This is a genomic window from Aquabacterium sp. (assembly GCF_021768455.1).
In the GTDB taxonomy this organism is placed as follows: domain Bacteria; phylum Pseudomonadota; class Gammaproteobacteria; order Burkholderiales; family Burkholderiaceae_C; genus Aquabacterium.
In genome coordinates, this window is the sequence record NZ_JAIZVX010000069.1 from 1 (window position 1) to 21,573 (window position 21,573).

Below are 21,573 nucleotides of genomic sequence, written 5' to 3' on the forward strand. Positions count from 1 at the left end.
TCAAGCGCAACCTCGGCTTCTTCGTGACCGCCGACTCGCTGGCCGCCAACAACATCGTGCTGGGCACCTACCGCCACATCACGGCGCCCGAGTGCCGCCAGTTCCTGCTGCGCCAGGCCTTTGAAGAGGCCATCCACACCCACGCCTACCAGTACATCGTGGAGTCGCTGGGTCTGGACGAGTCCGAGATCTTCAACGCCTACAACGAAGTCCAGTCCATCCGCGACAAGGACGAGTTCCTGATCCCCTTCATCGAGGCGATCATGGACCCCAACTTCCACACCGGCACGCCCGAGACCGACCAGCGCCTGCTCAAGTCGCTCATCGTCTTCGCCTGCCTGATGGAAGGCCTGTTCTTCTACGTCGGCTTCACGCAGATCCTGGCCCTGGGCCGTCAGAACAAGATGACCGGTGCCGCCGAGCAGTACCAGTACATCCTGCGCGACGAGTCCATGCACTGCAACTTCGGCATCGACCTGATCAACCAACTCAAGCTCGAGAACCCGCACCTGTGGACGCCCGAGTTCAAGGCCGAGATCAAGGCCCTGTTCCTCAAGGCGGTCGAGCTCGAATACCGCTATGCCGAAGACACCATGCCGCGTGGCGTGCTGGGTCTGAACGCCTCCATGTTCAAGGGCTACCTGCGCTACATCGCGAACCGCCGCGCCACGCAGATCGGCCTGGAAGAGCTCTTCCCCAATGAAGAGAACCCCTTCCCCTGGATGTCGGAAATGATCGACCTGAAGAAGGAACGCAACTTCTTCGAAACCCGCGTCATCGAATACCAGTCGGGCGGCGCCCTGTCCTGGGATTGATCCCTGAGCACCAAAGAGCACTCGGACAGCCCAGCACATGACCTCCCGGCCCACCCCATTCACCACACCGCGCTCAGATCCTAGGGGGCGTTGGGTGGTGGATTGCTGTGCTGCGTGCTGCAGTGCAGTGCTCTTTGCAACTTGATCAAGGAGATCCGTATGGCAACTGCGAAAAAAGTGGCAGCTAAAAAAGCCGCCCCGGCCAAGAAGGCCGCTGTGAAGAAAGCTGCACCCGCCGCCAAGAAGGCCGTGGCAGTGAAGAAGGCCGCTGCGCCCGCCAAGAAGGCTGCCGCAGTGAAGAAGGCGGCCCCGGCTGTCAAGAAGGTTGCCGCCAAGAAGGCTGCACCCGCTGCCAAGAAGGTCGCGGCAAAGAAGGCTGCCGCCCCCGCGAAGAAGGCTGCTCCGGCTGCCAAGAAGGCCGTGGCCACCAAGAAGGCTGCTCCGGTTGCCAAGAAGGCCGCTGCCGCTCCGGCCGCCAAGAAGCCTGCGGCCAAAAAGGCCGCTGCCAAGAAGGCCGCAGCCAAGCCTGCGCCGGCTGCCAAGAAGCCGGCCGCACCTGCCGCGAAGACCACCCTCAGCCCTCAGGCTGCATGGCCCTTCCCGACCGGCAACAAGCCCTGAGGCCCGCCTCAGGCATGCACAGGCCATCGCGCCTGCTGCCTTCCAAGCCCGGCTTTGCCGGGCTTTTCTTTTGGCCGAACCACAGCCGACATCAGGGCATTGCACGCCGCGAAAAGCCGCCCCGCCGATCTGCGGGGGGCCCCCTCAATCAGGCGCTGGGCACCCCTTGTGCCGCTGGATAAAGTGCGACACATGGCCTGCGCACCACAGCCCCGGGACGGCAGGCCATCATCCAGCAGTACACACAGGGGCGCGGAGCAGACCACCATGTCTCAAGACCACGGCGCCCAACCCACCCCCGCTCAGATCGCCGAAGTGCAGGCCGCCCTGTTCAACCTGCGCGATGGCCTGATGAACCTGAAGATGTCGCTGATCGAACTGGCCTGCATGACAGATGACAACGTCCAGCGCCACGCTCAGACAGAAGCCGACAGCCTGCTGCGTCGCCTGCGCGGCTGCTGAGCCGTCCGCTCAGAACCACATGCGCTGCAGGCCCTTGCGGCCATCGATGAACTGGTGCTTGAGGGCACCCAGCAGGTGCAGCGCAAACAGCACGTAAAACACCGTGGCCAGTGCCTCATGGGCCTCGCCAAACAGGTCGTGCAGAGCCTCCTTCTGCACCGGCTCCAGGCTGGTGATGGCCGAGATGCGAGGCCAGGGCACCAGCCCGAACAGGGTCATCGGGTGCGTGTCGGCCGCCTTCCAGGCCGAGTCATGCAACCAGCCCGAGAAGGGCAAGGCAAACAGCAGGGCATACAGCCCGATGTGAACCAGGTGGGCCACGCGCCCCTCCCACAAGGTGAGGAAGCCTTCAGGCCAGGCCGGCGGCTTGTGCCCCAGACGCCAGAGCACACGCAGGACCAGCAGGCCCAGCACCGTGATGCCGATCGATTTGTGGGTGTCGATCACCTGGCGGATGCGTTCTTCAGGGACGAGATCGATCGACCAGGCGAGCAGGATGTTGCCCAACATCAACACGGCCATCAGCCAGTGAAGGACCACCGCCACGCGGCTGTACCGGCTTGACATCTGCATACACATTTCCCTGTGAAAAGTAGAGGTTTCGGAGGACGCCAGCGGAGGCCGGCCAACAGGATGGTGCACCATCGTGTTTTCCCTGAGCCCCATTGTGCCGTCTGACGTGTCCACCTCCCCCCTCTCTCAGGCGCTTCGCCGCAATTCGCCACGCTACACCCTGCCGTCCACACCCTGGCGCAGCCGCGCCATCCACGGCGGCGTGCTCCTGTTGTGGGCCCTGTTGCTGGCGGCCGCCTTCCAGCAAGGCGGCGTGGCTGCCTGGGGCGTGGGCATCGCCTATGTCTGTTACGACACGGCCCTGCTGCTCTTCGTGGGCTGGCACGCACGCCGCCTGATGCGCCCGCCAACCGCCACCACAACCTCTGCGAACACCCCGACCGGGCCGCGGCGTTCGGTCGGGGTGATCGTGGCCGCGCACAACGAAGCGGCCGTCTTGCCCCTGACGCTCTCAGCCCTGCTGACGCAGCGTGACGCGCTCGACCAGATCGTCATCGCCGACGACGGCTCCATCGACGGCACGGCCGCCCTGCTGCAAGGCCAGTACGGTCTGCGCCAGCCTGAACTCGGGCAACTGAGCGAGGCCAGCACCCTTTATCCCACCCTGTACTGGCTGCGCATGCCGCATGGCGGCAAGGCGCGCACGATGAACACGGCCTTGCAGCGCATCCACACCGAGGCGGTCATGACCGTCGATGGCGACACCCTGCTCGACGCCCAGGCGGTGGCCGCCGTTCGGCGCGCCTTCTCGGCAGAACCCGAACTGGTGGCCGCCACCGGCGTCATCACACCGGTGTGCAGCAAGACCGCCAGCGGCCGCGTGCTCCAGTGGTTCCAGACCTACGAGTACATCCGCAATTTCCTGTCGCGCTACGCATGGAGCCGCCTCGACAGCCTGCTGCTCATCTCGGGCGCCTTCGCCTGCTTCCGCCGCGACGCCGTGCTGGCCGTGGGCGGCTTCGATGCCGACTGCCTGGTAGAAGATTACGAACTCATCCACCGCCTGCACCGCCACGCCGCCACCCAAGGCCTGGACTGGCGCGTGCGCGTGCTGGGCGACGCCCAGGCCCGAACCGACGCGCCCAGCGACGTCATGGCCTTCCTGCGTCAGCGGCGCCGCTGGTTCGGTGGCTTTCTGCAGACGCAGTACTGGTACCGCGACATGGTCGGCGACGCCCGTTACGGCTGGCTGGGTCGCCTGATGCTGCCCGTCAAGGCCGCGGACACGCTGCAACCGCTTTATGGCCTCACCGCCCTCTTCCTGCTCTTCGGTTTCGTGGCCAGCGGCCACTACCACCTCCTGCTGCCAGCTGCCAGCGCCATCGGGCTGAAGATCCTGATCGACCTGGCCTACCACCTGTGGTCGGTACAGCTCTACCGGCGATGGGTGGGCGACACCGGTCGTGCCAGCCTGTTTGAGGCCTTCTGCGCCGCCCTGGCCGAGCCCTTCACCTTCCAGCTGCTTCGCCACACGGGCGCGGCGTGGGGATGGTGGTCGGTGCTCACCGGGCGCGCAAGCTGGGGCAAACAGGCCCGCCTGGGTCTCGCTGCCCACGAACAGCGCCCCTGAACGCCCCCTCAAAGCGCCGGGACTGCCCCGGCCTGGGGGATTTCGGTCGGATCTGGCCGAGGCGGGCCCCCTCAAACCACCCGCTGTGCCTTAAGCTACGCGGTTTGACGAAAGACTCTCGCTCAGCGAGCAAGCCATGGCCCAGTACGTATTCACGATGAACCGCGTGGGGAAGATCGTTCCCCCGAAACGGCAGATCCTCAAAGATGTCACCCTGAGTTTCTTCCCCGGCGCCAAGATCGGCGTGCTGGGTGTGAACGGCTCAGGCAAATCGACCTTCCTGAAGATCATGGCCGGTGTCGACAAGGACATCGAAGGTGAAGCCGTGCCCATGCCCGGCATCAAGATCGGCTACCTGCCCCAGGAACCCGAGATCACACCCGAGCAGACCGTGCGCGAGGCCGTGGAAGAAGGCATCGGTGGCGTGCTGGCCGCCAAGAAGCGCCTTGACGAGGTGTACGCCGCCTACGCCGACGAAAACGCCGACTTCGATGCCCTGGCTGCCGAACAGGGCGAGCTGGAAGCCATCATCGCCGCAGCCGGCTCGGAAAACACCGACCTGCAGCTGGAACTGGCCGCCGACGCCCTGCGCCTGCCGCCCTGGGATGCCGTGATCGGCAACCTCTCCGGCGGTGAAAAGCGCCGTGTGGCCCTGTGCCGCCTGCTGCTGTCCAAGCCGGACATGCTGCTGCTCGACGAACCCACCAACCACCTGGACGCCGAATCGGTGGACTGGCTGGAGCAGTTCCTCAGCCGCTTCTCGGGCACCGTGGTGGCCATCACCCACGACCGCTACTTCCTGGACAACGCCGCCGAGTGGATCCTCGAACTCGACCGCGGCGCCGGCCACCCTTACAAGGGCAACTATTCCGACTGGCTGGACGCCAAGGAAAAGCGCCTGGAAGCCGAGCAGAAGTCGGAAGACGCCCGCGCCAAGGCCCTGAAGCAGGAGCTGGAATGGGTGCGCAAGAACGCCAAGGGCCGCCAGGCCAAGTCGAAGGCGCGTCTGGCCCGCTTCGAAGAGCTGAGCGACGTCGAATACCAGAAGCGCAATGAAACGAACGAAATCTTCATCCCCGTGGCCGAGCGCCTGGGCAATGAGGTGATCGAGTTCAAGAACGTCACCAAGTCCTTTGGTGACCGCTGCCTGATCGACAACCTGAGCTTCAAGGTGCCCGCTGGCGCCATCGTGGGCATCATCGGCCCCAACGGCGCCGGCAAGTCGACCCTGTTCCGCATGATCCAGGGCGTCGAGACGCCGGACAGCGGCGAAGTGGTGATCGGCAAGACCGCACAGCTGGCTTTCGTCGACCAGAGCCGCGAGGGCCTGGCCGCCGACAACACCGTGTGGCAGGACGTTTCCGGCGGCCTGGACAACATCATTGTCGGCAAGTTCGTGATGCCGTCGCGTGCCTACCTGGGCCGTTTCAACTTCAAGGGCAACGACCAGCAAAAGCTGGTGGGCAACCTCTCCGGCGGTGAACGCGGTCGCCTGCACCTGGCCAAGACCCTGGCCCAGGGCGGCAACGTGCTGATGCTCGACGAACCGTCCAACGACCTGGACGTCGAAACCCTGCGTGCCCTGGAAGACGCCCTGCTGGAGTTTGCAGGCAGCGCCATGATCATCTCCCACGACCGCTGGTTCCTCGACCGCATCTGCACGCACATCCTGGCATGCGAAGGCGACTCGCAGTGGTTCTTCTTCGACGGCAACTACCAGGAGTACGAAGCCGACAAGAAGAAGCGCCTGGGTGAAGAAGGTGCGCGTCCGAAGCGCGTGCGCTTCAAGCCGATTCGCTGAAGACCCTCGGCGCACCCGCGCAGTTCAAGGAAGAAAGCCCGTCAACAACGGGCTTTCTTTTTGCGCGATCTGCCTGCTTTCGGGGGCTATCCCTAGGAAACGCGCAGGGATCGCTCAGGGGGTGAGGTCTAGAATTTGGCGGATCTGTCGGGGTGCCATCGCCCCCGGCACCCACCACTGGAGACCCTTCGATGACCAACCGGTTTACCCGCCTGCTGACCACCTCTGCGCTGGCCTTGTCGGCCCTCACCATGGGCGGGTGCGCGCTGATCGAGTCCAACGTCAGCGGGGTGACGCTCAACATCCTCGAAGAAGGCTTCACGCCGCCGGTGCTGCAAGTCACCGACGTCGAGATGGCCTGCTCCTTCTCGATGGTCAACGCACCGCTGGTGGGTGCCGCGCGCAATTTCTACGGCGACCCCTCTCTGATGGAGACGGTGATGCTGTCCTCGGCCGGTGTCTGCTCTGAAAACCAGGCCATTGCCGAAGAAATGCGCTACCTGCGCGCCGCGCGCGCCAAACAGGCCGACGAGGCCCAGGACGCCCGCATCAGCCAGAAGCGTCTGCTGGCCGTGGCCGCCCAGCGCCAGTACACGGCCTTCAACCGCATGAAGACCAAGCTGGAGCAGAAGTACTTCTTCAAGTACGGCGAGACCTGCCCGAAGTTCAAGCGCGACTTCGACGAACTCGTCTACCTGCTCGGCAGCGTGGCCGGTCTGCAGGCCATGCAGAACGACATCGCCGCCCAGCAGGTGGCCGGTGTGCCGACCGACACCGCCCCGCTGGCCGAGAAGGCCATGGCCTGCCTGAACAACACCAAGTGGTGGGGCGTGCCCGAGGCCACCCGCGCCGTGGTCTGGAGCATCATTCCTGGCGGCGCAGAGGGCAAGGACGTCAAGGGCACCTTCGAGAAGTCCATGACCCTGGGTGAGGCCAAGGGTGTGCGCCTGGCCCATGTGCTGGCCGCCGTTTCGGCCCAGTCGGCCGACGACAAGGCCGGTGTGCGTGAGGCCATCAGGCGCTTCAGTGGCGTCAAGAACTTCACCGTGAACCCGGACTACCGCCTGATCGACGCCATCGCCCAGGCACAACTGGTCAACATCTCCGACCGCCTCTGGACCGCCAACACCGGTGCCCGCACGCCCATCAGCGGCCTGGGGAAATTCTGGGATGACAAGGCCGAAGACATCGATGCCGGCAGCTTCCTCAAGTGACGTTGAACGGGGTCTGATTCTCTAGGGAATTCCCTTCCCCCGCATGCGTGCCCCTCAGGCAACCCCGAGAAACACATACCCAGATATAGTTACAAAACGGTTGTTTGAATCACACGCGTAGTCAGATTCAGGCGTCAATGAACGACGAAGCCGAGGGCCAGGCCAACGCAGGGTCTTCGGCTTTTTTGGGTACCGAGGAGCAGGTTTCATGAAGTTGGATCATCACGCTGGCAAGGCTGTGGCAGCCGCGCTGTTGGCTTGGGGCGCTGTCACATCGGCGCAGGCCGCACAGAAGATCTGTGTGTACGACCTGCTGGGCACATCGGGCGACCTGTTCAACATGGCCAAGGACTATGTGGTGGCCATGCAGAAGCACGGCGGCACCCTGGAACTCAAGGGTTACACCGACGAGCGCGTGGCCACCGAAGACTTCCGCACCGGACAGTGCGACGGCGTGATCGCCACCGCCTTTCGCACCCGCCAGTTCAACGCCGTGGCCGGCTCCATCGACACCCTGGGCGCGACCACCATCGTGCGCGACGGCAAGATCGACATGCCGGGCAGCTACGACGTGGTGCGCAAGCTGATCCAGACCTACGCCGACCCGGCTGCCGGCAAGCTGATGGTCGACGGCAACTACGAAATCGGCGGCATCACCCCGCTGGGAGCGGCCTACCCTGTCGTGAACGACCGCAAGATCAACACGGTGGAGGCCCTGGCCGGCAAGCGCATCGCCTCTTTCGACTACGACAAGGCCCAGGCCGTGATGATCCAGCGCATCGGCGCGCAGCCCATCTCGGCAGACATCACCAACTTCTCCACCAAGTTCAACAACGGCTCGGTCGACATGGTGGCCGCGCCTTCCATGGCCTACAAGCCGCTTGAACTCTACAAGGGCATCGGCAAGAACGGCGGCATCGCCCGTTTCCCCATCCTGATCCTGACCTACCAGGTGGTGCTGAACAAGACCAAGTTCCCGGAAGGCTTCGGGCAGATCTCGCGCGAGTACTGGTCGACGCAGTTCGATCGTTCGTTGCAGCTGATCAAGCAGGCGGATGCCAGCATCCCGCCGGCCACCTGGATGGACCTGACACCCGAGAACTCCTACAAGTACACGCTGATGCTGCGGGAATCGCGCATCGACATTGCGCAGAAGGGCCTGTACGACAAGCGTGGCCTGAAGGTCATCAAGCGTGTGCGCTGCAAGGTGAACCCGAGCGACCCCGAGTGCACCACCAAGTCCGAAGAAGAGTGGAAGTGACCACGGTCTCATTCGACCGTTTGCGCTGAGCTCCGCCCCTCTGCCGGAGGGGATCCGACCTGACCGAACATGGGGCGCACCACACGGTGCCGTCCCGACCATCGCCCATGACCACCTCTTCTCCTTCCCGCCAGCTGCTGGGACGAACCGTGCTTGAATGGTTCTCCAGCCTCCCCGTGTTCGTGCTCCTCTTGCTCACGCTGATCATCGGCACGGGCGAGATGGTGCACGGGCAACTGCTCAAGTTCGGCGAGTCGCTGTTTGGCGATCCGCCCGCCCAGGTGCAGTACTTCATGCTGCGTGCCGAGCCCAGCAAGCCCGAGTGCGATCCCAACGTCGACATCGAGACCGAGGTGCGCCGTCAATCGGCTGCACCGGCCGCAGACAGCAAGGCCGCCGACGACATCGATGGCCTGTTTGGCGAGGACAAGGCCGCCGACCCGGCTGTGGTGCGCAAGTCGCTGGAACAGTCGATCGCGATCTGCAAGGCCAAGCACGACCTCTACAACAAGGTGGTGCAGCACCAGACGCCGCAGGTGAAGGCCTACCGCACGATCGAGACCAGCTTCTTTGGCCTGTTCCAGCTGGGCACGGACAACCGCTCGCTGATCCTGCTGCTGATGGTGTCGATCGCGGCCGTGACCACGACCCTGGGCTTCCACCATATCGGCATCCGTCCCGGCCATTACACGAAGGACTACCTGGCGCAGTCGGTTTCACAGGTGATCTCCAGTGCGCTGCTGCTGTTTTCGTCGGTGCGTTACTACCAGATCCTGCAGGGCTCGGGCGTGGCGGTGGAGCACGCGCTGCTTCACTACATCTGGATGGCCCTGTTCGCCATCCTGCTGCTGATCAACGTGAAGCGCGTGATCAAGCCGGTGACCTCGCCCCATGGTGAGGGCAACTGGACAGGGGCCTTGCTCTCGATCCCGCTGTATGCACAGATGGCCACGGTGTCGGGTGTGTACTTCCTGCTCAATGGCCACCACGCCGGTCTGGCCATCTACATCAACCAGCTGATGGAGCTGCCCAGCATCTTCATGAACCTGGGCCTGTTCATCTGGTCGGGCATGCTGCTCAAGCAGAGCCGCATCATCGACATGCTGATGAACACGCTGCGCCCCTGGAGCCTGTCGCCCCAGTTGCTGACCTACATCATCCTGTTGGGTGCGGCGGTGGCGACGGCCTACACCGGGGCCTCGGGCGTGTTCGTGATCGCGGCAGGCGGCATCGTTTACCACGAGGTGCGCGCCTCGGGTGGTTCGCGCCAGTTCGCCCTGGCCGCCACGGCCATGTCGGGTTCGCTGGGCGTGGTGCTGCGGCCCTGCCTGCTGGTGGTGCTGATCGCGGCCCTGAACAAGGAAGTGACCACCAATGGCCTGTACCACTGGGGCTTCTACGTCTTCCTGCTGACCTCGACCCTGTTCTTCCTGGCCTCGCAGATGCTGCGCACCCAGCGTGCCAACATCGCATCGCCGTCCACCGCCATCCCGGCCACGCTGCGCCAGATCGTGCCCTTGCTGCCTTACGCCGCACTGGTCGCTGCCGTGGTCGCGACCTACGAGTTCGCGCTCGACACCAAGCTGAACGAAATCACGGCGCCCACGATCATGCCGGTGATCCTGCTGATCATCCTGGTGTTCGACAAGCTGACCAACAAGGGCAAGGCCGAACTGACGCCGGACTATGCCAGCCACCGTCAGGATGGGGTCGAGAAGTCGATCCGTTATGCGACCAACGAGACCATCGGCCACATCGGTGCGCTGTTGAGCCTGATGACGCTGTCGCTGGCCATGGGGGGGGTGATCGAGCGCTCGGAGGTGATGGGCTTCTTCCCCAAGGTCTTCGAGAACCACTGGACCGCGATGACCTTCCTCGTCGTGACCAAGGTGGTGCTGGGCATGATCATGGACCCCTTCGGCGCCGTGGTGCTGGTCTCGGGCACGCTGGCCCCGATTGCCTACGCCAACAACATCGACCCGCTGCACTTCTGGATGATGGTGCTGGTGGCTTTCGAGCTGGGTTACCTGCTGCCGCCTGTGGCCATCAACCAGTTGCTGACGCGTCAGGTGATTGGCGAAGAAGAGGTGACCACGGCCGACAACGAGGTGCGGCACCTGGGCTTCTACCGCCGCTACGAGCGCTGGATCCTGCCGCTGGTGGTGATGTCCATTGGCCTGGCCGTGGTGGCCTACCTGCCGCTGGCCGTGCACGACTTCCCGCAACTGGCCTTCATGAAGGACTGGCTGCCCCACGCTTCGCAATGACGCCAGAAGCCCTCGGGCTTCCGCCGCGACGAACCGGCCGTCTGCCTTGTGCAGCGGCCGGTTTTTTCATGGCTTGCTGGGCATGGGGGCGGTGGTATCGTGCCCGCATGACCCCAGCCGATCACCGCACAGCCCCCGCGATGCGGGCCCATGGCGCCACGATGTGGACGAGACCTTCCGGCTCCCTGGCCTGTGCGCTGCCGGCCCTGCTGCTCTGGCTCACCGCCTGCTCGACGCAGCCGGTGCAGCCGGTGACCGGCAAGGCAGCCACGCCTCCGGGCTCAACGTCTGTCTCAGCGCCCACCGCGTCTCCTCCTTCTTCTGGCGCGCCGACTTCCTCCTCGCCCACCACCCCACCAGGGGCAGGCAACCAGCCGGCCTTCGAGCAGGTGATCAAAGGGGCGGAACGGCAGGATGGCCTGCTGCCGATCTGGAAGCGCCAGGACAAGGTCTGGATCGAGCTGAGCCCGCAGGCTTTGGGCAAGCCGCTTTTCCTGTCGCCCAAGCTGGCCTCCGGCATCGGCGAGGCAGGGGTGTTCGGCGGTCTGATGCAGAGCCGCTGGGCCCAGGTGGGCCGTCCGCAATGGGTGGAGTTCCGCAAGGTGCAGCAGTTGGTGCAACTAGTGGCGGTGAACGCGGCCTACACGGCCCAGCCCGGCACGCCCCAGGCCCGTGCGGTGGCCACGGCGTTCTCGCCCAGCCTTCTGGGCAGCGTGCCCGTGGCCAGTGCCCCCCACCCGCAAAGTGGCGCCGTGCTGATCGAGGCCAACCCGCTGGTGCTGACAGACCTGCTCGGCATGGCGCAGACCCTGCAGCGCAGCTACCGCCAGAGCTATGCGCTGGACGGCCGCAACACCCTGCTCACGCAGGCGCGCAGCGATGCCAACACACTGGTCTTCGAGGTCTCGCAGCACTTCGCCACGGCTGGCATTTCGGCGGGTGGCACCACGCCTGGCCTGCCGGGCTCCACCGTGCCCCTGAGCGTGCCCGATCCGCGCAGCCTCTTCGTCAATGTGCATTACACGCTGAGCGCCCTGCCCGCCCAGCCCATGCCCACGCGCCCGGCAGATGCCCGCGTGGGCTATTTCAGCAGCACGGTGGTGGACTTCAGCAACGACCTGGCTCGCACACCGCGCCAGCGCTTCATCAACCGCTGGCGGCTGGAAAAGAAGGACCCGAGCGCGGCGCTCTCGCCGCCCGTGAAGCCCATCGTCTACTGGCTGGATCCCAGCATCCCCGAGGCCTACCGGGCCACCGTCACCGAAGGCATCCTGGCCTGGAACCAGGCCTTTGAGGCCATCGGGTTCAAAGGGGCCATCGAGGCCCGCGTGGCGCCCACCGACAAGCCCTTCGACACGCTGGAGACCGGTCACGCGGCCATCCGCTGGATGACCAATGCACAACCGGCCTTCGGCGCCATCGGTCCGGTGCATGTCGACCCACGCACCGGCGAGATCCTGGACGCCCACATTGCACTGGAGAGCCTCTCCTCGCGCGCCATCCGGGCCGTGCGCAGCCAGTACGTGGGCGCCCCCAACGCCGAGCCACCTCTGCACGGGTCCGCCCAGGAAGAGGCCTGCGAGCACGGTGCCGGCGCCGCCGAACAGCTGGGCCTGGCGCTCTCGGTGCTCGAATCCAAGGGCGTGGTCGACCCGGACAGCCCAGAGGTGCGCGACTTCGTGCTGGCCTACCTGAAGGACACGACCATGCACGAGGTTGGCCACACCCTGGGCCTGCGACACAACTTCCGCGCCTCGCGCTGGCGCACGGCCGAAGAGCTGGCACATCCGATGCTGGGCAAGACACAGGGCAACAGCGCCTCGGTGATGGACTATGCGCCCATCAACCTGCCCGCACCCGGCCAGCCCGTGGCCGCGCCCTTCCAGACCACCCTGGGCCCCTACGACTTCTGGGCCATCGCCTACGGGTACACACCGCTGCCTGCCGACAAGGCCCAGGCGACGGCCACCCTGCAGGCCATCGCGGCACGCAGCGCCGAACCCGACCAACGCGAAGCCCTGGCCTACGGCACCGACGAGGACAATTTTTTGGGTCTTGACCCCCAGGCCCTGACCTTCGACCTGGGCCGTGACCCGGTGGTGTTTGCGCGCCAGCGCCTGGCCATCGTGCAGGACCTGTGGCACAAGCAGGCCACGCGAACCCTGGGGCCGCAGGACGAGCCCGCCATCCTGCGCCGTGCCGTGAGCTACGGCTTGCGCGAGTTTGGTCGCACCAGCCAGATCTTGCTGCGCCAGGTCGGCGGCATCGTCACGCGGCGCGACGCCCTGGGCAGCGGCCAGGACCTGCTGGACCCGCTGCCGGCCAGCCAGCAACGGGCGGCGCTGGGCCTCTTGAGCCAGGCCTTCCTGTCGCCCGACGCCGTGGCCCTGCCACCCAGCCTGCTGCGTCGCCTGGCGCCCGATTACCTCGATCGCCAGGAGGCCACCGATGCGACGGGCGCGGCCACCGATTTTTCGCTGGCCGAGCAACAGCTGGCCATCCAGCGCGAGGTGCTGGGCAGCCTGATGGCCGAGCCCCTGGCGGAGCGCCTGCTCGACAACGCCGACAAGACCCGCGACCGCGAGACACGCCCGCTCACCGTGCGCGAGCTGCACCGGCGTGTGCGCGAGGCGGTCTGGGCCGAGCCGGTGAAACCAGGCTTCGAACCCGCCGCCCGCAACCTGCAGCGCGAGCACGTCAACCGCCTGGCGGTGGCCGTGGTGCGGGCCGGTGGCCGAGCCGATGTGCGCGCCATCGTGCGGCAGGAAGCGCAGACGCTGCTGCAGCGCCTGCAGGCCCAATCCGGCCGTGGTGACCCGAGCACCGCCGCCGCCCACCGCCGCGACTGTATCGACACCCTGCGTACTGCCCTGGCGGCCACCGTGGTGCGCGCCGCCCCCTGAGCGACGGGGCGGCCAGGGCGTCCCTCCACGGGGCCACCCTTCGTGGCGACGGCAGCCCCGCGCCAGCCCGGCGACAATGGCGGCTCAGACACCGCCACGACCATGGACCTGCCCACGCTGTTTTCCGCCTCCGGCCCCCTCGCCCGCGCCTTCGAGGGCTATTGCGAGCGCACCGAGCAGATCGAGATGGCCCAGGCCATCCAGACCGCCATCCGCGAGGCCAGCACCGTGGTGCTGGAAGCCGGCACAGGTGTGGGCAAGACCGCGGCCTACCTCGTGCCCGCGCTGCTCGAAGGCGGCAAGGTCATCGTCTCCACCGGCACCAAGGCCCTGCAGGACCAGCTCTTCCACCGCGACCTGCCCGCCGTGCGCGATGCCCTGGGCGTGCCCATCAAGGTCGCCCTGCTCAAGGGGCGCAGCAACTACCTGTGCTGGTACCACCTCGAGCGCGCCAACCAGGACGCCAGCCTGCTGGGCAGCCGCCAGGAGGTGCGCGACCTGGGCATCGTCAACCGCTTCATCCACCTCAGCCCCACGGGCGACAAGGCCGAATGCCAGCAGGTGCCCGAGCACGCCAGCATCTGGGCGCGCGTCACCAGCACCCGTGAGAACTGCCTGGGCAGCGACTGCGGCCGCTACAACGACTGCTTCGTCATCAAGGCCCGGCGCGAGGCCCAGGACGCCGACGTGGTCGTGGTCAACCACCACCTCTTTTTTGCCGACCTGATGCTGCGCGAAGAAGGCGTGCCCGAGCTGCTGCCCAACGCCCAGACCATCGTCTTCGACGAAGCGCACCAACTGCCTGACACCGCCACCCTGTTCTTCGGGGATGCGGTCTCGACGGCGCAACTGCTCGATCTGCTGCGCGATTGCCTGGCCACCGGCCAGTCTCAGGCCCGCGATGCCGCCAACTGGAACGACGTGCTGGCCCCGCTGGACCGCTGCACCCGCGACCTGCGCCTGTGTTTCGGCCCGCAGATGCAGCGCGCCTCGCAGCAGCAACTCGGCGAAGACCACCCGCTGTTTGCCGGCCTCGACAACCTGCGCGAGGCGCTGTTCACCGTGCGCGAGGTGCTGGAAGCCCAGGCAGACCGCACCCCCGAGCTGGGTCAGCTGCACCGCCGCGCCGACAGCCTGGTGCAGCGCCTGGCCGCCTGGGGTGCACCCGAGCGCGGCGACCAGCCCGAACTGTGCTGGGTCGACGTGGGCACGCATGGGGTGCAGCTGCACCGCACGCCCATCTCGGTGGCCGATGTGTTCCGGCGCCAGCGCCTGGGGCTGGGTGCCCCGGGGCCCGATGAGCCGGAGGATGACCTCCACAGCGCCCCCCAGGACGACACCCAGGACGACGACGAGGCCAGCCAGGCCCGGCGCGAAGCCGTGCTCAACGCCGATGTGGCCGACATGGCCGCGGCCTTTCAACTGGGGGGACAGGGTCGCCCGGACGCAGGTCCGGCGGCCACCACCGATGAGGCGGATGAGAACGACCTGCAGGCCCTGATGGCCGGGGCCCACGACGAGGCCACGGCCGGTTCGGCAACCGAACCGGCTCGCACTGCACCCCACGTGCCACGCCGGGCCTGGATCTTCACCTCGGCCACCCTGGCCGTGAAGAACGACTTCCGCCACTTCACCGAGGCCCTGGGCCTGGAAGATGCGCACTGCCAGTCCTGGTCCAGCCCTTACGACTACCCGGCCCAGGCCATGCTGTACGTGCCGCAGGGCATCCCCCAGCCCTCCGACCCGGGGCACACCGATGCCGTGGTCGACGCCGCCATGCCCCTGATCCGCGCCAACCGCGGCCGCGCCTTCGTGCTGTGCACCAGCCTGCGTGCCGTGGCCAAGGCCGCCGAGCGCCTGAAAGCCATCTTCGCCGAACAGGGCGACCCGTTCCCAGTGCTGCAACAGGGCGAAGCGCCCCGCCCCACCCTGCTGGAAGACTTCCGCCGTGCGGGCAACGCCGTGCTGGTGGGCAGCCACAGCTTCTGGGAAGGCATCGACGTCAAGGGCGATGCGCTCACCCTTGTGGTGATCGACAAGCTGCCCTTTGCGCCCCCCGATGACCCGGTGCTGGCCAAGCGGCTGGAGCTGCTGCAGAAACAGGGCGGCAACCCGTTCATGTCGCACCAGGTGCCACAGGCCATCATCGCGCTCAAGCAGGGCGCTGGCCGCCTCATCCGCTCGGAAACCGACCGCGGCGTGCTCATGATCTGCGACACCCGCCTGATCGACAAGCCCTATGGCAAGCGCATCTGGCAGAGCCTGCCACCCATGAAGCGCACGCGCGTGCCCGGCGAGGTGATCGCCTTCCTGGAAACGCTGTGAGCCAACGCCCGGCTCAGACCTCGGTGTTGTCGATCAGGCGTGTCTTGCCCAACTTGGCCGCGGCCAGAACGACCAGGGGCTCGGCCCCGGACAGTTCGGCCTCGGTGGCGGGCAACAGGTCGCGCTGGCGGCGCAGCAGCACGTAATCGGGCGCCCAGCCACGTTGGCTCAGGGTGGCCATGGCCTGGGCTTCCAGTTCGGCCACACGGGCCACGTTCAGCGCGCCCGCAGCACGACCGGCCAGCGCACCTTCGCGCACCGCGCGCAGGGCGGCACTGAGCTGCACGGCCTCGGCACGCTCATCGGTGCTGAGGTAGCCGTTGCGCGACGAGAGGGCCAGGCCATCGTCGGCGCGCAGGGTCTCGCCGCCCACGATCTCGATGGGCAGGCCCATCTGGCGCACCATGTTGCGGATGACCATGAGCTGCTGGTAGTCCTTCTTGCCGAAGACGGCTGCGCGCGGCTGAACCAGGTTGAACAGCTTGTGCACCACGGTGCTCACGCCGGTGAAGAAACCGGGGCGGAAGGCACCTTCGAGGATGTCGGCCAGTTCGGTGGGCGGCACCACCTTGTAGCCCTGGGGCTCGGGGTAGAGCTCGGCCTCGGAGGGCGCAAAGAGGACGTCGCAACCGGCAGCCTGCAGCAGCTCGGCGTCACGCTGCAGGGTGCGCGGGTAGGTGTCGAAGTCTTCGTTGGGGCCGAACTGCAGGCGGTTGACGAAGATGCTGGCGACCACGGGGCTGCCGCTGTCGCCCGACAACGCACGGGCCTGGCGGATCAGGGCCAGGTGACCTTCATGCAGGTTGCCCATGGTGGGCACGAAGATGGGGGCAGCGGGCGCGGCGGCGGTGGCGGCGCGCAGCTCGGCAATGGTGTGGAGCAGCTTCATGGGGAACTCGGTGGGTGACTGCGGGCGACGGCGGGCGGTGTTTCAGTAGGCGTGCAGGGCTTCGTCGGGGAAGCTGCCGTCCTTGACGGCGGCCACGTAGCGGCGCACGGCGTCTTCCACCGAGCCGCCTTCGGCCATGAAGTTGCGCACGAAGCGGGGCAGCTTGCCACGGGTCACGTGCAGCATGTCGTGCAGCACCAGCACCTGGCCGGCGGTGCCCGAGCCTGCGCCAATGCCGATGGTGATCATGCCGGGGTTGTCGGCCTGGACCTGCGCGGCCACGGCCGAGGGCATCAGCTCCAGCACCATCATGGCCGAGCCGGCCTGGGCCAGCTCGGTGGCGTGCTTGCGCAGCGTGGCCGCACCAGCCTCGTCGCGCCCCTGGATGCGGTAGCCGCCCAGGGCGTGCACGCTCTGCGGGGTCAGCCCCAGGTGGGCGCACACGGGGATGCCGCGTTCGGTGAGGAAGTGCACGGTCTCGGCCGTCCATCCACCGCCTTCGAGCTTGACCATCTGCGCACCGGCCTGCATGAGGGCGACGCTGGCACGCAGGGCCTGTTCGCGGTTTTCCTGGTAGCTGCCAAAAGGCAGGTCGCCAATGACCCAGGCCGTGCGGTTGCCGCGGGCCACGCAACGCGTGTGGTAGACCATGTCGTCGAGCGACACCGGCACAGTGCTGCCATGGCCTTGCACCAGCATGCCCAGGGAGTCGCCCACCAGGATGGTGTCGACGCCGGCATCGTCGACCAGGCGAGCGAAGGTGGCGTCGTAGGCGGTCAGCATGGTGACCTTTTCGCCTTGGGCGTGCATCTCGCGCAGGCGGTGCAGGGTCACGGGTTTGCGGCCGGTTTCAGCAGGGGTGCTCATGGTCTGGTGGTCCTTGGCGCAGGGCGCCAACAAGGAAGGTGGCGCGATTCTAGGCCTGTTGCGACCAGGCCAGAGGGGGCCGCGCCGCGCCGTCGGTTCACAGCTCTCCGGCAGAGATCAGGGACAGCACATCGGGCTGGCTGAGGTCGTCGTCGGCTGCGGCGTCGCCCCGATGGGCCCACCAGGCCAGACCCAGCGCCACGGCCACCAGCGAGGCGCCGAGCATGGGCCGCCATCGCACCCGCCAGCCCAGGTCCAGCGCCTGCACGGCGCCGTCTGGCTGATACGGCTGGCGCCCGGGCCCGGCCCGCCAGTGGGCCATGATGCGGGCCTCCATGTCGAGGTCCACACCCGGAGCCTGCCTGGCCAAGGCCTGGGCCAGGCTCTGTTTCAGCCGTGCGTCGTACGGCGCCTCGGGCGGGAGCGCGGACGTGGACGTGTCAGACGGTGGGGTGTGGCTCATGGGGCGCCCCTTTCCAGGCGTTGGCGCAGACCGGCCTTGGCTCGGTGCAGCAGTTGGTGGGCCGCGTTGGCGTCGATGTCGAGAAAACGGGCGATGTCGGGCACGGAGGCGTCGGCATAGGCCCACATCACCAGGGCCATGCGGTGGCGATTGGGCAGGGCAGCCAGGGCGGCTTGCAGGGCATGGCCGCGCACGGGGTCGTCGGGCGGCGGCGCGTCGCCTCCCCAGAGCAACGGCGCCCCGTCGGCCAGGGCGCCAATGTCGCCATCGTCGGTCACCTCGGCCTGGCGGCTGCGCAGCAGGCTGCGGCAACGGTTGAGCACGATGGTGTGGAAATAGGTGCTCAGGCGGGCGGAGCGGGTGTCGGCGGGTTGGCTTTGCCACAGGCGGATGAAGGCCTCCTGGACCACATCCTGTGCGTCTTCCCGGCGGCGCAACATCTGCATGGCCAGCCCCTGGGCCTGGGGCGCCAGTTCGCGAACCAGCTCACGGGCACTGTGCTCGCAACCCGCACAGGCGCGACGCCAGCGTTGCCAGTCCGGGGTTTCGGGCGGCCCGGGCGGGGGCTCGGCCGTGCGCGGCCTGAGCGCCAGCCAGCGACCGAGGCGGCTCACCGCGTCCACGGCATCGCCCTTTCCGCTCGCCCGGCAGGCGAGTTCGCCACCTGGGCCATCCGGCCACGGTACGGGTCCGTCATCTCACCTTGCCTTGAGTTTTTCGCGCAGGGCCGCGCGTTCTTCGGGGCTGAGCTTTTCCAGCATGGCGCGGCGCTGGGCCCGGCGTTCCTGGCGCTCCTCGGGGCTCATCTCGGCCAGCTGGGCACGGTGGGCCTGGATCAGGGCCTCGCGCTCTGCGGGCGTCTTCTTCTGCCATTGCGCGCGCACGCCCTGTTGCAGGGCCTGACGCTGATCGGGACTCAGGCTTTCCAGCCTTGCCCGCATGGCCTGCCGAAAGGCCGCCCTCTCTTCGGGACTGGCCTGCTTGAGCCGGGCGCGCAGATCGGCCTGCCGGGCCTCCTGCTCGGCCGGACTCAACTGGGACCAGGCCAGGGGATCGGGCACGGGAATGGCGCCCGCGCTGGCCGCCTGGGCCACATCCTGGCTCGCCAGGCCCAGGCTCGCCAGCCCCAACAGCATCCACAGCCGCCAGGGGAAGCGCTTCCCCTGCTGGCCTTGTCTCGTCGTTTCTGCGCGCATGTTCACACCCGATGGTCCCACAACATGACTCTGGAACGCGTGAGCGTGGGACCTCTTACGGTCGAGGCTGCAAACCCGATCAAAACGATCGGGCATGTCGACCACCCCGTAAGCCGAGCGTATCCCGCCAGGTTCAAAAGGCAAGGCACAGCGCCATCCCGGCGTCGCCCCTCCCCCAACAGCCTTCGGGCCCCATCACAGAGGACATGTCCACCATGCGCAACCCCACCATCCGCCCTGCCCTGGCCTTGATCGCCACGGGCCTGATCGCACTCAGCCAGGGCGCCTTGGCCCAGGCCAGCGCCCCCCAGGGCGGCCCCGCCACGCCCCTGTCGGACAAGGCCGCGCAGCGCGTCGAACAGCGTGTGGACCAGCGCCAGGCCCGCCAGGAACAGCGCATCGACCAGGGCGTGGCCAATGGCTCGCTGACCCGGGCCGAGGCCCGCCGCATGGAACGCCGCCAGGCGGGGGTGGAACGCGCCGAAACACGCGCGCAGGCCGACGGTCAGCTCACCCGCGGTGAGGCCCTCAGGCTGGAAAAGAAACAGGACCACGCCAGCCGTCGCATCTTCCACGCCAAGCACGACGCCCAGACCCGCCCCTGATCCCGGATCAGCCCGCGGCACCGGCCGCTCAGGTCGGCTGGTAGCTCAGGCGAACGTAAATGGGCGCGAAGGCCTCGGCCTGGGTGATCTCCAGCAGGCCTTCCTTGCCCAGCTCCAGCATGGCAATGAAGGTCACCACCAGCACAGGCGTGCCCCGGGTGGTGTCGAACAGGTCCTGGAACTCGACGAAGCGCTTGCCCTGCAGGGTGCGCAAGACAATGCTCATGTGCTCGCGCACCGAGAGCTCTTCGCGGCTGATGGTGTGGTGGGTGTTGAGGCGGGCACGCTGGAGGATGTCCATCCAGGCCTCGCGCAGGTCGGCCAGGGTCACCTCGGGCTGGAGCACCACCAGCGACGGGTCGGAATGGACCTGCACCCGCATGAAATCGCGGCCCAGCACGGGCAGGCGCTCCAGGCCGGCACCGGCCAGCTTCATCTGCTCGTACTCGATCAGGCGGCGGACCAGTTCGGCGCGGGGGTCTTCCGGCTCCTCGCCCTCGGGGGTGGGCTTGGGCGGCAGCAGCATGCGCGACTTGATCTCGATGAGCATCGCCGCCATCAGAAGGTAGTCGGACGCGAGTTCGAGGTTGCGCTTGCGGATCTGGTCGACGTAGGCCAAATACTGGCGCGTCACGTCGGCCAGCGGGATGTCGAGGATGTTGAAGTTCTGCTTGCGGATCAGGTAGAGCAGCAGGTCCAACGGGCCCTGGAAGGTCTCCAGGAAGACCTCGAGCGCATCCGGCGGGATGTAGAGGTCGGTGGGCATGGCGAACAGCGGCTCGCCATACAGGCGCGCCACGGCCACGTGGTCAACGACCTCGGTCAGCCCCGGCATCTCGGCCAAGGGCGGGGGGATCTCGCTCGGCAGATCAGGCCTTGGTCTGGTAGACGTAGGGCTTTTGGGCCACGCGGGCTTCGGCCTGTTCGCGCTGGGCCTGGCGGTCAATGGCCTTGTCCCACAGCAGGCCACGGCCCTCGCGCTGGCGGGCTTCCAGCTGGGGGTCACGCTGCTTGAGGCTGTCGATGAACTGGGTCGCGTCAGACTTGTAAGGTTTCCAGAAAAGCGGCATGGGGGGTCCAGGTTGGCAATCGGATCAAACCGGCATTTTATCGGTCTGAATCAAGGATGCAGCCGATCGCCGCACGACAATCTCTGCATGCAGGAAATTGAACTCAAATTCCAGATCCCCGTCGGGGCCCTGGGCGCCGTGCGAGCCCATGTGCTGGACGTGGCCAGGTCGCAGCAAAGTGGACCGCTTGGCGAGCAGATCCTCCAGGCGGCCTACTTCGACACCCACGACCGCAAGCTGGCCCGCGCCCGCGCCGCCCTGCGGGTGCGCCGCGAAGACGACGACTGGGTGCAAACACTGAAGGCAGCCGGCCCCCACGCCTTGAGCCGGCTGGAAGACAACCAGCCTCTGCCCGCGCCGACACCCGGCACGCCCATCGCGCCCGACCTGGCCCGCCACACCGGAGAGGCCCGGGCCGCGCTGGTGCGCGACCTGGGCTGGCAGCCCGACACCGACCCGGCCGGGGCCCACACCGGCCTGGTCCAGCTCTACCGCACCGACATGCGCCGCCTGCGCGCCCAGCAGGCCGTGCACACCGCCGACGGCCGTTTCCTGGGCCTGGTGGAACTGGCGCTCGACCTGGGCGAGATCGCGGCTGGCGCGCTGCGCAACCCGGTGCAGGAGCTCGAGATCGAACTGGTCGAAGGCCACCCGCTGGCCGTGATCGAGGC

The 21,573-nt window shown here is 67.1% G+C and carries 20 protein-coding genes; 12 read left to right on the forward strand and 8 right to left on the reverse strand.

Annotated features, from left to right (window positions below; all coding sequences use genetic code 11):
* From QZ994_RS10630 to QZ994_RS10640, 3 genes are all read left to right on the forward strand, one after another.
* A partial coding sequence (locus QZ994_RS10630; protein ID WP_290871407.1) for a ribonucleotide-diphosphate reductase subunit beta occupies window positions 1-815 on the forward strand: 815 nt, incomplete at its 5' end.
* Window positions 816-974: 159 nt separating this feature from the next.
* Complete coding sequence (locus tag QZ994_RS10635) at window positions 975-1,436, forward strand: histone (protein ID WP_290871408.1); 462 nt, start codon at window positions 975-977, stop codon at window positions 1,434-1,436.
* 267 nt (window positions 1,437-1,703) lie between these two features.
* Complete coding sequence (locus tag QZ994_RS10640; protein WP_290871409.1) at window positions 1,704-1,898, forward strand: hypothetical protein; 195 nt, start codon at window positions 1,704-1,706, stop codon at window positions 1,896-1,898.
* Between the two features lie 9 nt (window positions 1,899-1,907).
* Here the strand turns inward: QZ994_RS10640 and QZ994_RS10645 are convergent, their stop codons facing one another.
* Window positions 1,908-2,471 carry a cytochrome b/b6 domain-containing protein gene (locus QZ994_RS10645; RefSeq protein WP_290871410.1) on the reverse strand — a complete coding sequence of 188 codons (564 nt, stop codon included), beginning with the start codon at window positions 2,469-2,471 and terminating at the stop codon, window positions 1,908-1,910.
* Between the two features lie 106 nt (window positions 2,472-2,577).
* Between QZ994_RS10645 and QZ994_RS10650 the strand changes: the two genes are divergently transcribed.
* The 7 genes from QZ994_RS10650 (at window position 2,578) to QZ994_RS10680 (ending at window position 15,812) form a co-directional block, all read left to right on the forward strand.
* A complete protein-coding gene (locus QZ994_RS10650; protein WP_290871411.1) occupies window positions 2,578-4,041 on the forward strand; it encodes a glycosyltransferase family 2 protein in 1,464 nt (487 codons plus the stop codon).
* A gap of 136 nt (window positions 4,042-4,177) precedes the next feature.
* Window positions 4,178-5,842 (forward strand): energy-dependent translational throttle protein EttA, encoded by a 1,665-nt coding sequence (gene ettA / locus QZ994_RS10655; RefSeq protein ID WP_290871412.1) that lies wholly within the window; start codon window positions 4,178-4,180, stop codon window positions 5,840-5,842.
* A gap of 191 nt (window positions 5,843-6,033) precedes the next feature.
* Window positions 6,034-7,056, forward strand: coding sequence for a hypothetical protein (locus QZ994_RS10660; protein ID WP_290871413.1), 1,023 nt, complete (start codon window positions 6,034-6,036; stop codon window positions 7,054-7,056).
* A 208-nt stretch (window positions 7,057-7,264) separates the two neighbouring features.
* Window positions 7,265-8,317, forward strand: a complete 1,053-nt coding sequence (locus QZ994_RS10665) for a putative solute-binding protein (protein WP_290871414.1) — start codon at window positions 7,265-7,267, stop codon at window positions 8,315-8,317.
* Window positions 8,318-8,424: 107 nt separating this feature from the next.
* Window positions 8,425-10,584, forward strand: a complete 2,160-nt coding sequence (locus QZ994_RS10670) for a TRAP transporter large permease subunit (RefSeq protein ID WP_290871415.1) — start codon at window positions 8,425-8,427, stop codon at window positions 10,582-10,584.
* Between the two features lie 107 nt (window positions 10,585-10,691).
* A complete protein-coding gene (locus QZ994_RS10675; RefSeq protein ID WP_290871416.1) occupies window positions 10,692-13,487 on the forward strand; it encodes a zinc-dependent metalloprotease in 2,796 nt (931 codons plus the stop codon).
* A gap of 102 nt (window positions 13,488-13,589) precedes the next feature.
* Window positions 13,590-15,812, forward strand: a complete 2,223-nt coding sequence (locus QZ994_RS10680) for an ATP-dependent DNA helicase (protein ID WP_290871417.1) — start codon at window positions 13,590-13,592, stop codon at window positions 15,810-15,812.
* Window positions 15,813-15,825: 13 nt separating this feature from the next.
* On the opposite strand, the gene panC is transcribed toward QZ994_RS10680, so the two are convergent.
* The 5 genes from panC to QZ994_RS10705 all read right to left on the reverse strand — a co-directional run bounded on the left by panC (window position 15,826) and on the right by QZ994_RS10705 (window position 19,227).
* Entirely contained in the window at window positions 15,826-16,701 is an 876-nt protein-coding gene (panC, locus tag QZ994_RS10685) for a pantoate--beta-alanine ligase (protein WP_290871418.1), read from the reverse strand.
* Window positions 16,702-16,743: 42 nt separating this feature from the next.
* A complete protein-coding gene (gene panB, locus QZ994_RS10690) occupies window positions 16,744-17,568 on the reverse strand; it encodes a 3-methyl-2-oxobutanoate hydroxymethyltransferase (protein ID WP_290871419.1) in 825 nt (274 codons plus the stop codon).
* A gap of 97 nt (window positions 17,569-17,665) precedes the next feature.
* Complete coding sequence (locus QZ994_RS10695) at window positions 17,666-18,031, reverse strand: hypothetical protein (protein ID WP_290871420.1); 366 nt, start codon at window positions 18,029-18,031, stop codon at window positions 17,666-17,668.
* Complete coding sequence (locus QZ994_RS10700) at window positions 18,028-18,654, reverse strand: sigma-70 family RNA polymerase sigma factor (RefSeq protein ID WP_290871421.1); 627 nt, start codon at window positions 18,652-18,654, stop codon at window positions 18,028-18,030. Before QZ994_RS10700 ends, QZ994_RS10695 begins: the two co-directional genes overlap by 4 nt.
* Window positions 18,655-18,729: 75 nt before the next feature.
* Window positions 18,730-19,227 carry a DUF3106 domain-containing protein gene (locus QZ994_RS10705; RefSeq protein WP_290871422.1) on the reverse strand — a complete coding sequence of 166 codons (498 nt, stop codon included), beginning with the start codon at window positions 19,225-19,227 and terminating at the stop codon, window positions 18,730-18,732.
* 215 nt (window positions 19,228-19,442) lie between these two features.
* Between QZ994_RS10705 and QZ994_RS10710 the strand changes: the two genes are divergently transcribed.
* Entirely contained in the window at window positions 19,443-19,832 is a 390-nt protein-coding gene (locus tag QZ994_RS10710; protein WP_290871423.1) for a hypothetical protein, read from the forward strand.
* A gap of 28 nt (window positions 19,833-19,860) precedes the next feature.
* Here the strand turns inward: QZ994_RS10710 and QZ994_RS10715 are convergent, their stop codons facing one another.
* Complete coding sequence (locus tag QZ994_RS10715) at window positions 19,861-20,667, reverse strand: ScpA family protein (protein ID WP_290871426.1); 807 nt, start codon at window positions 20,665-20,667, stop codon at window positions 19,861-19,863.
* A 34-nt stretch (window positions 20,668-20,701) separates the two neighbouring features.
* The gene (locus tag QZ994_RS10720; RefSeq protein ID WP_290871424.1) at window positions 20,702-20,902 is read right to left on the reverse strand and encodes a DUF3460 family protein; all 201 of its coding nucleotides are present in this window, start codon (window positions 20,900-20,902) and stop codon (window positions 20,702-20,704) included.
* Window positions 20,903-20,989: 87 nt separating this feature from the next.
* Here QZ994_RS10720 and QZ994_RS10725 point away from each other — a divergent pair.
* The coding region (locus QZ994_RS10725; protein WP_290871425.1) for a CYTH domain-containing protein at window positions 20,990-21,573 on the forward strand (584 nt) is incomplete at its 3' end.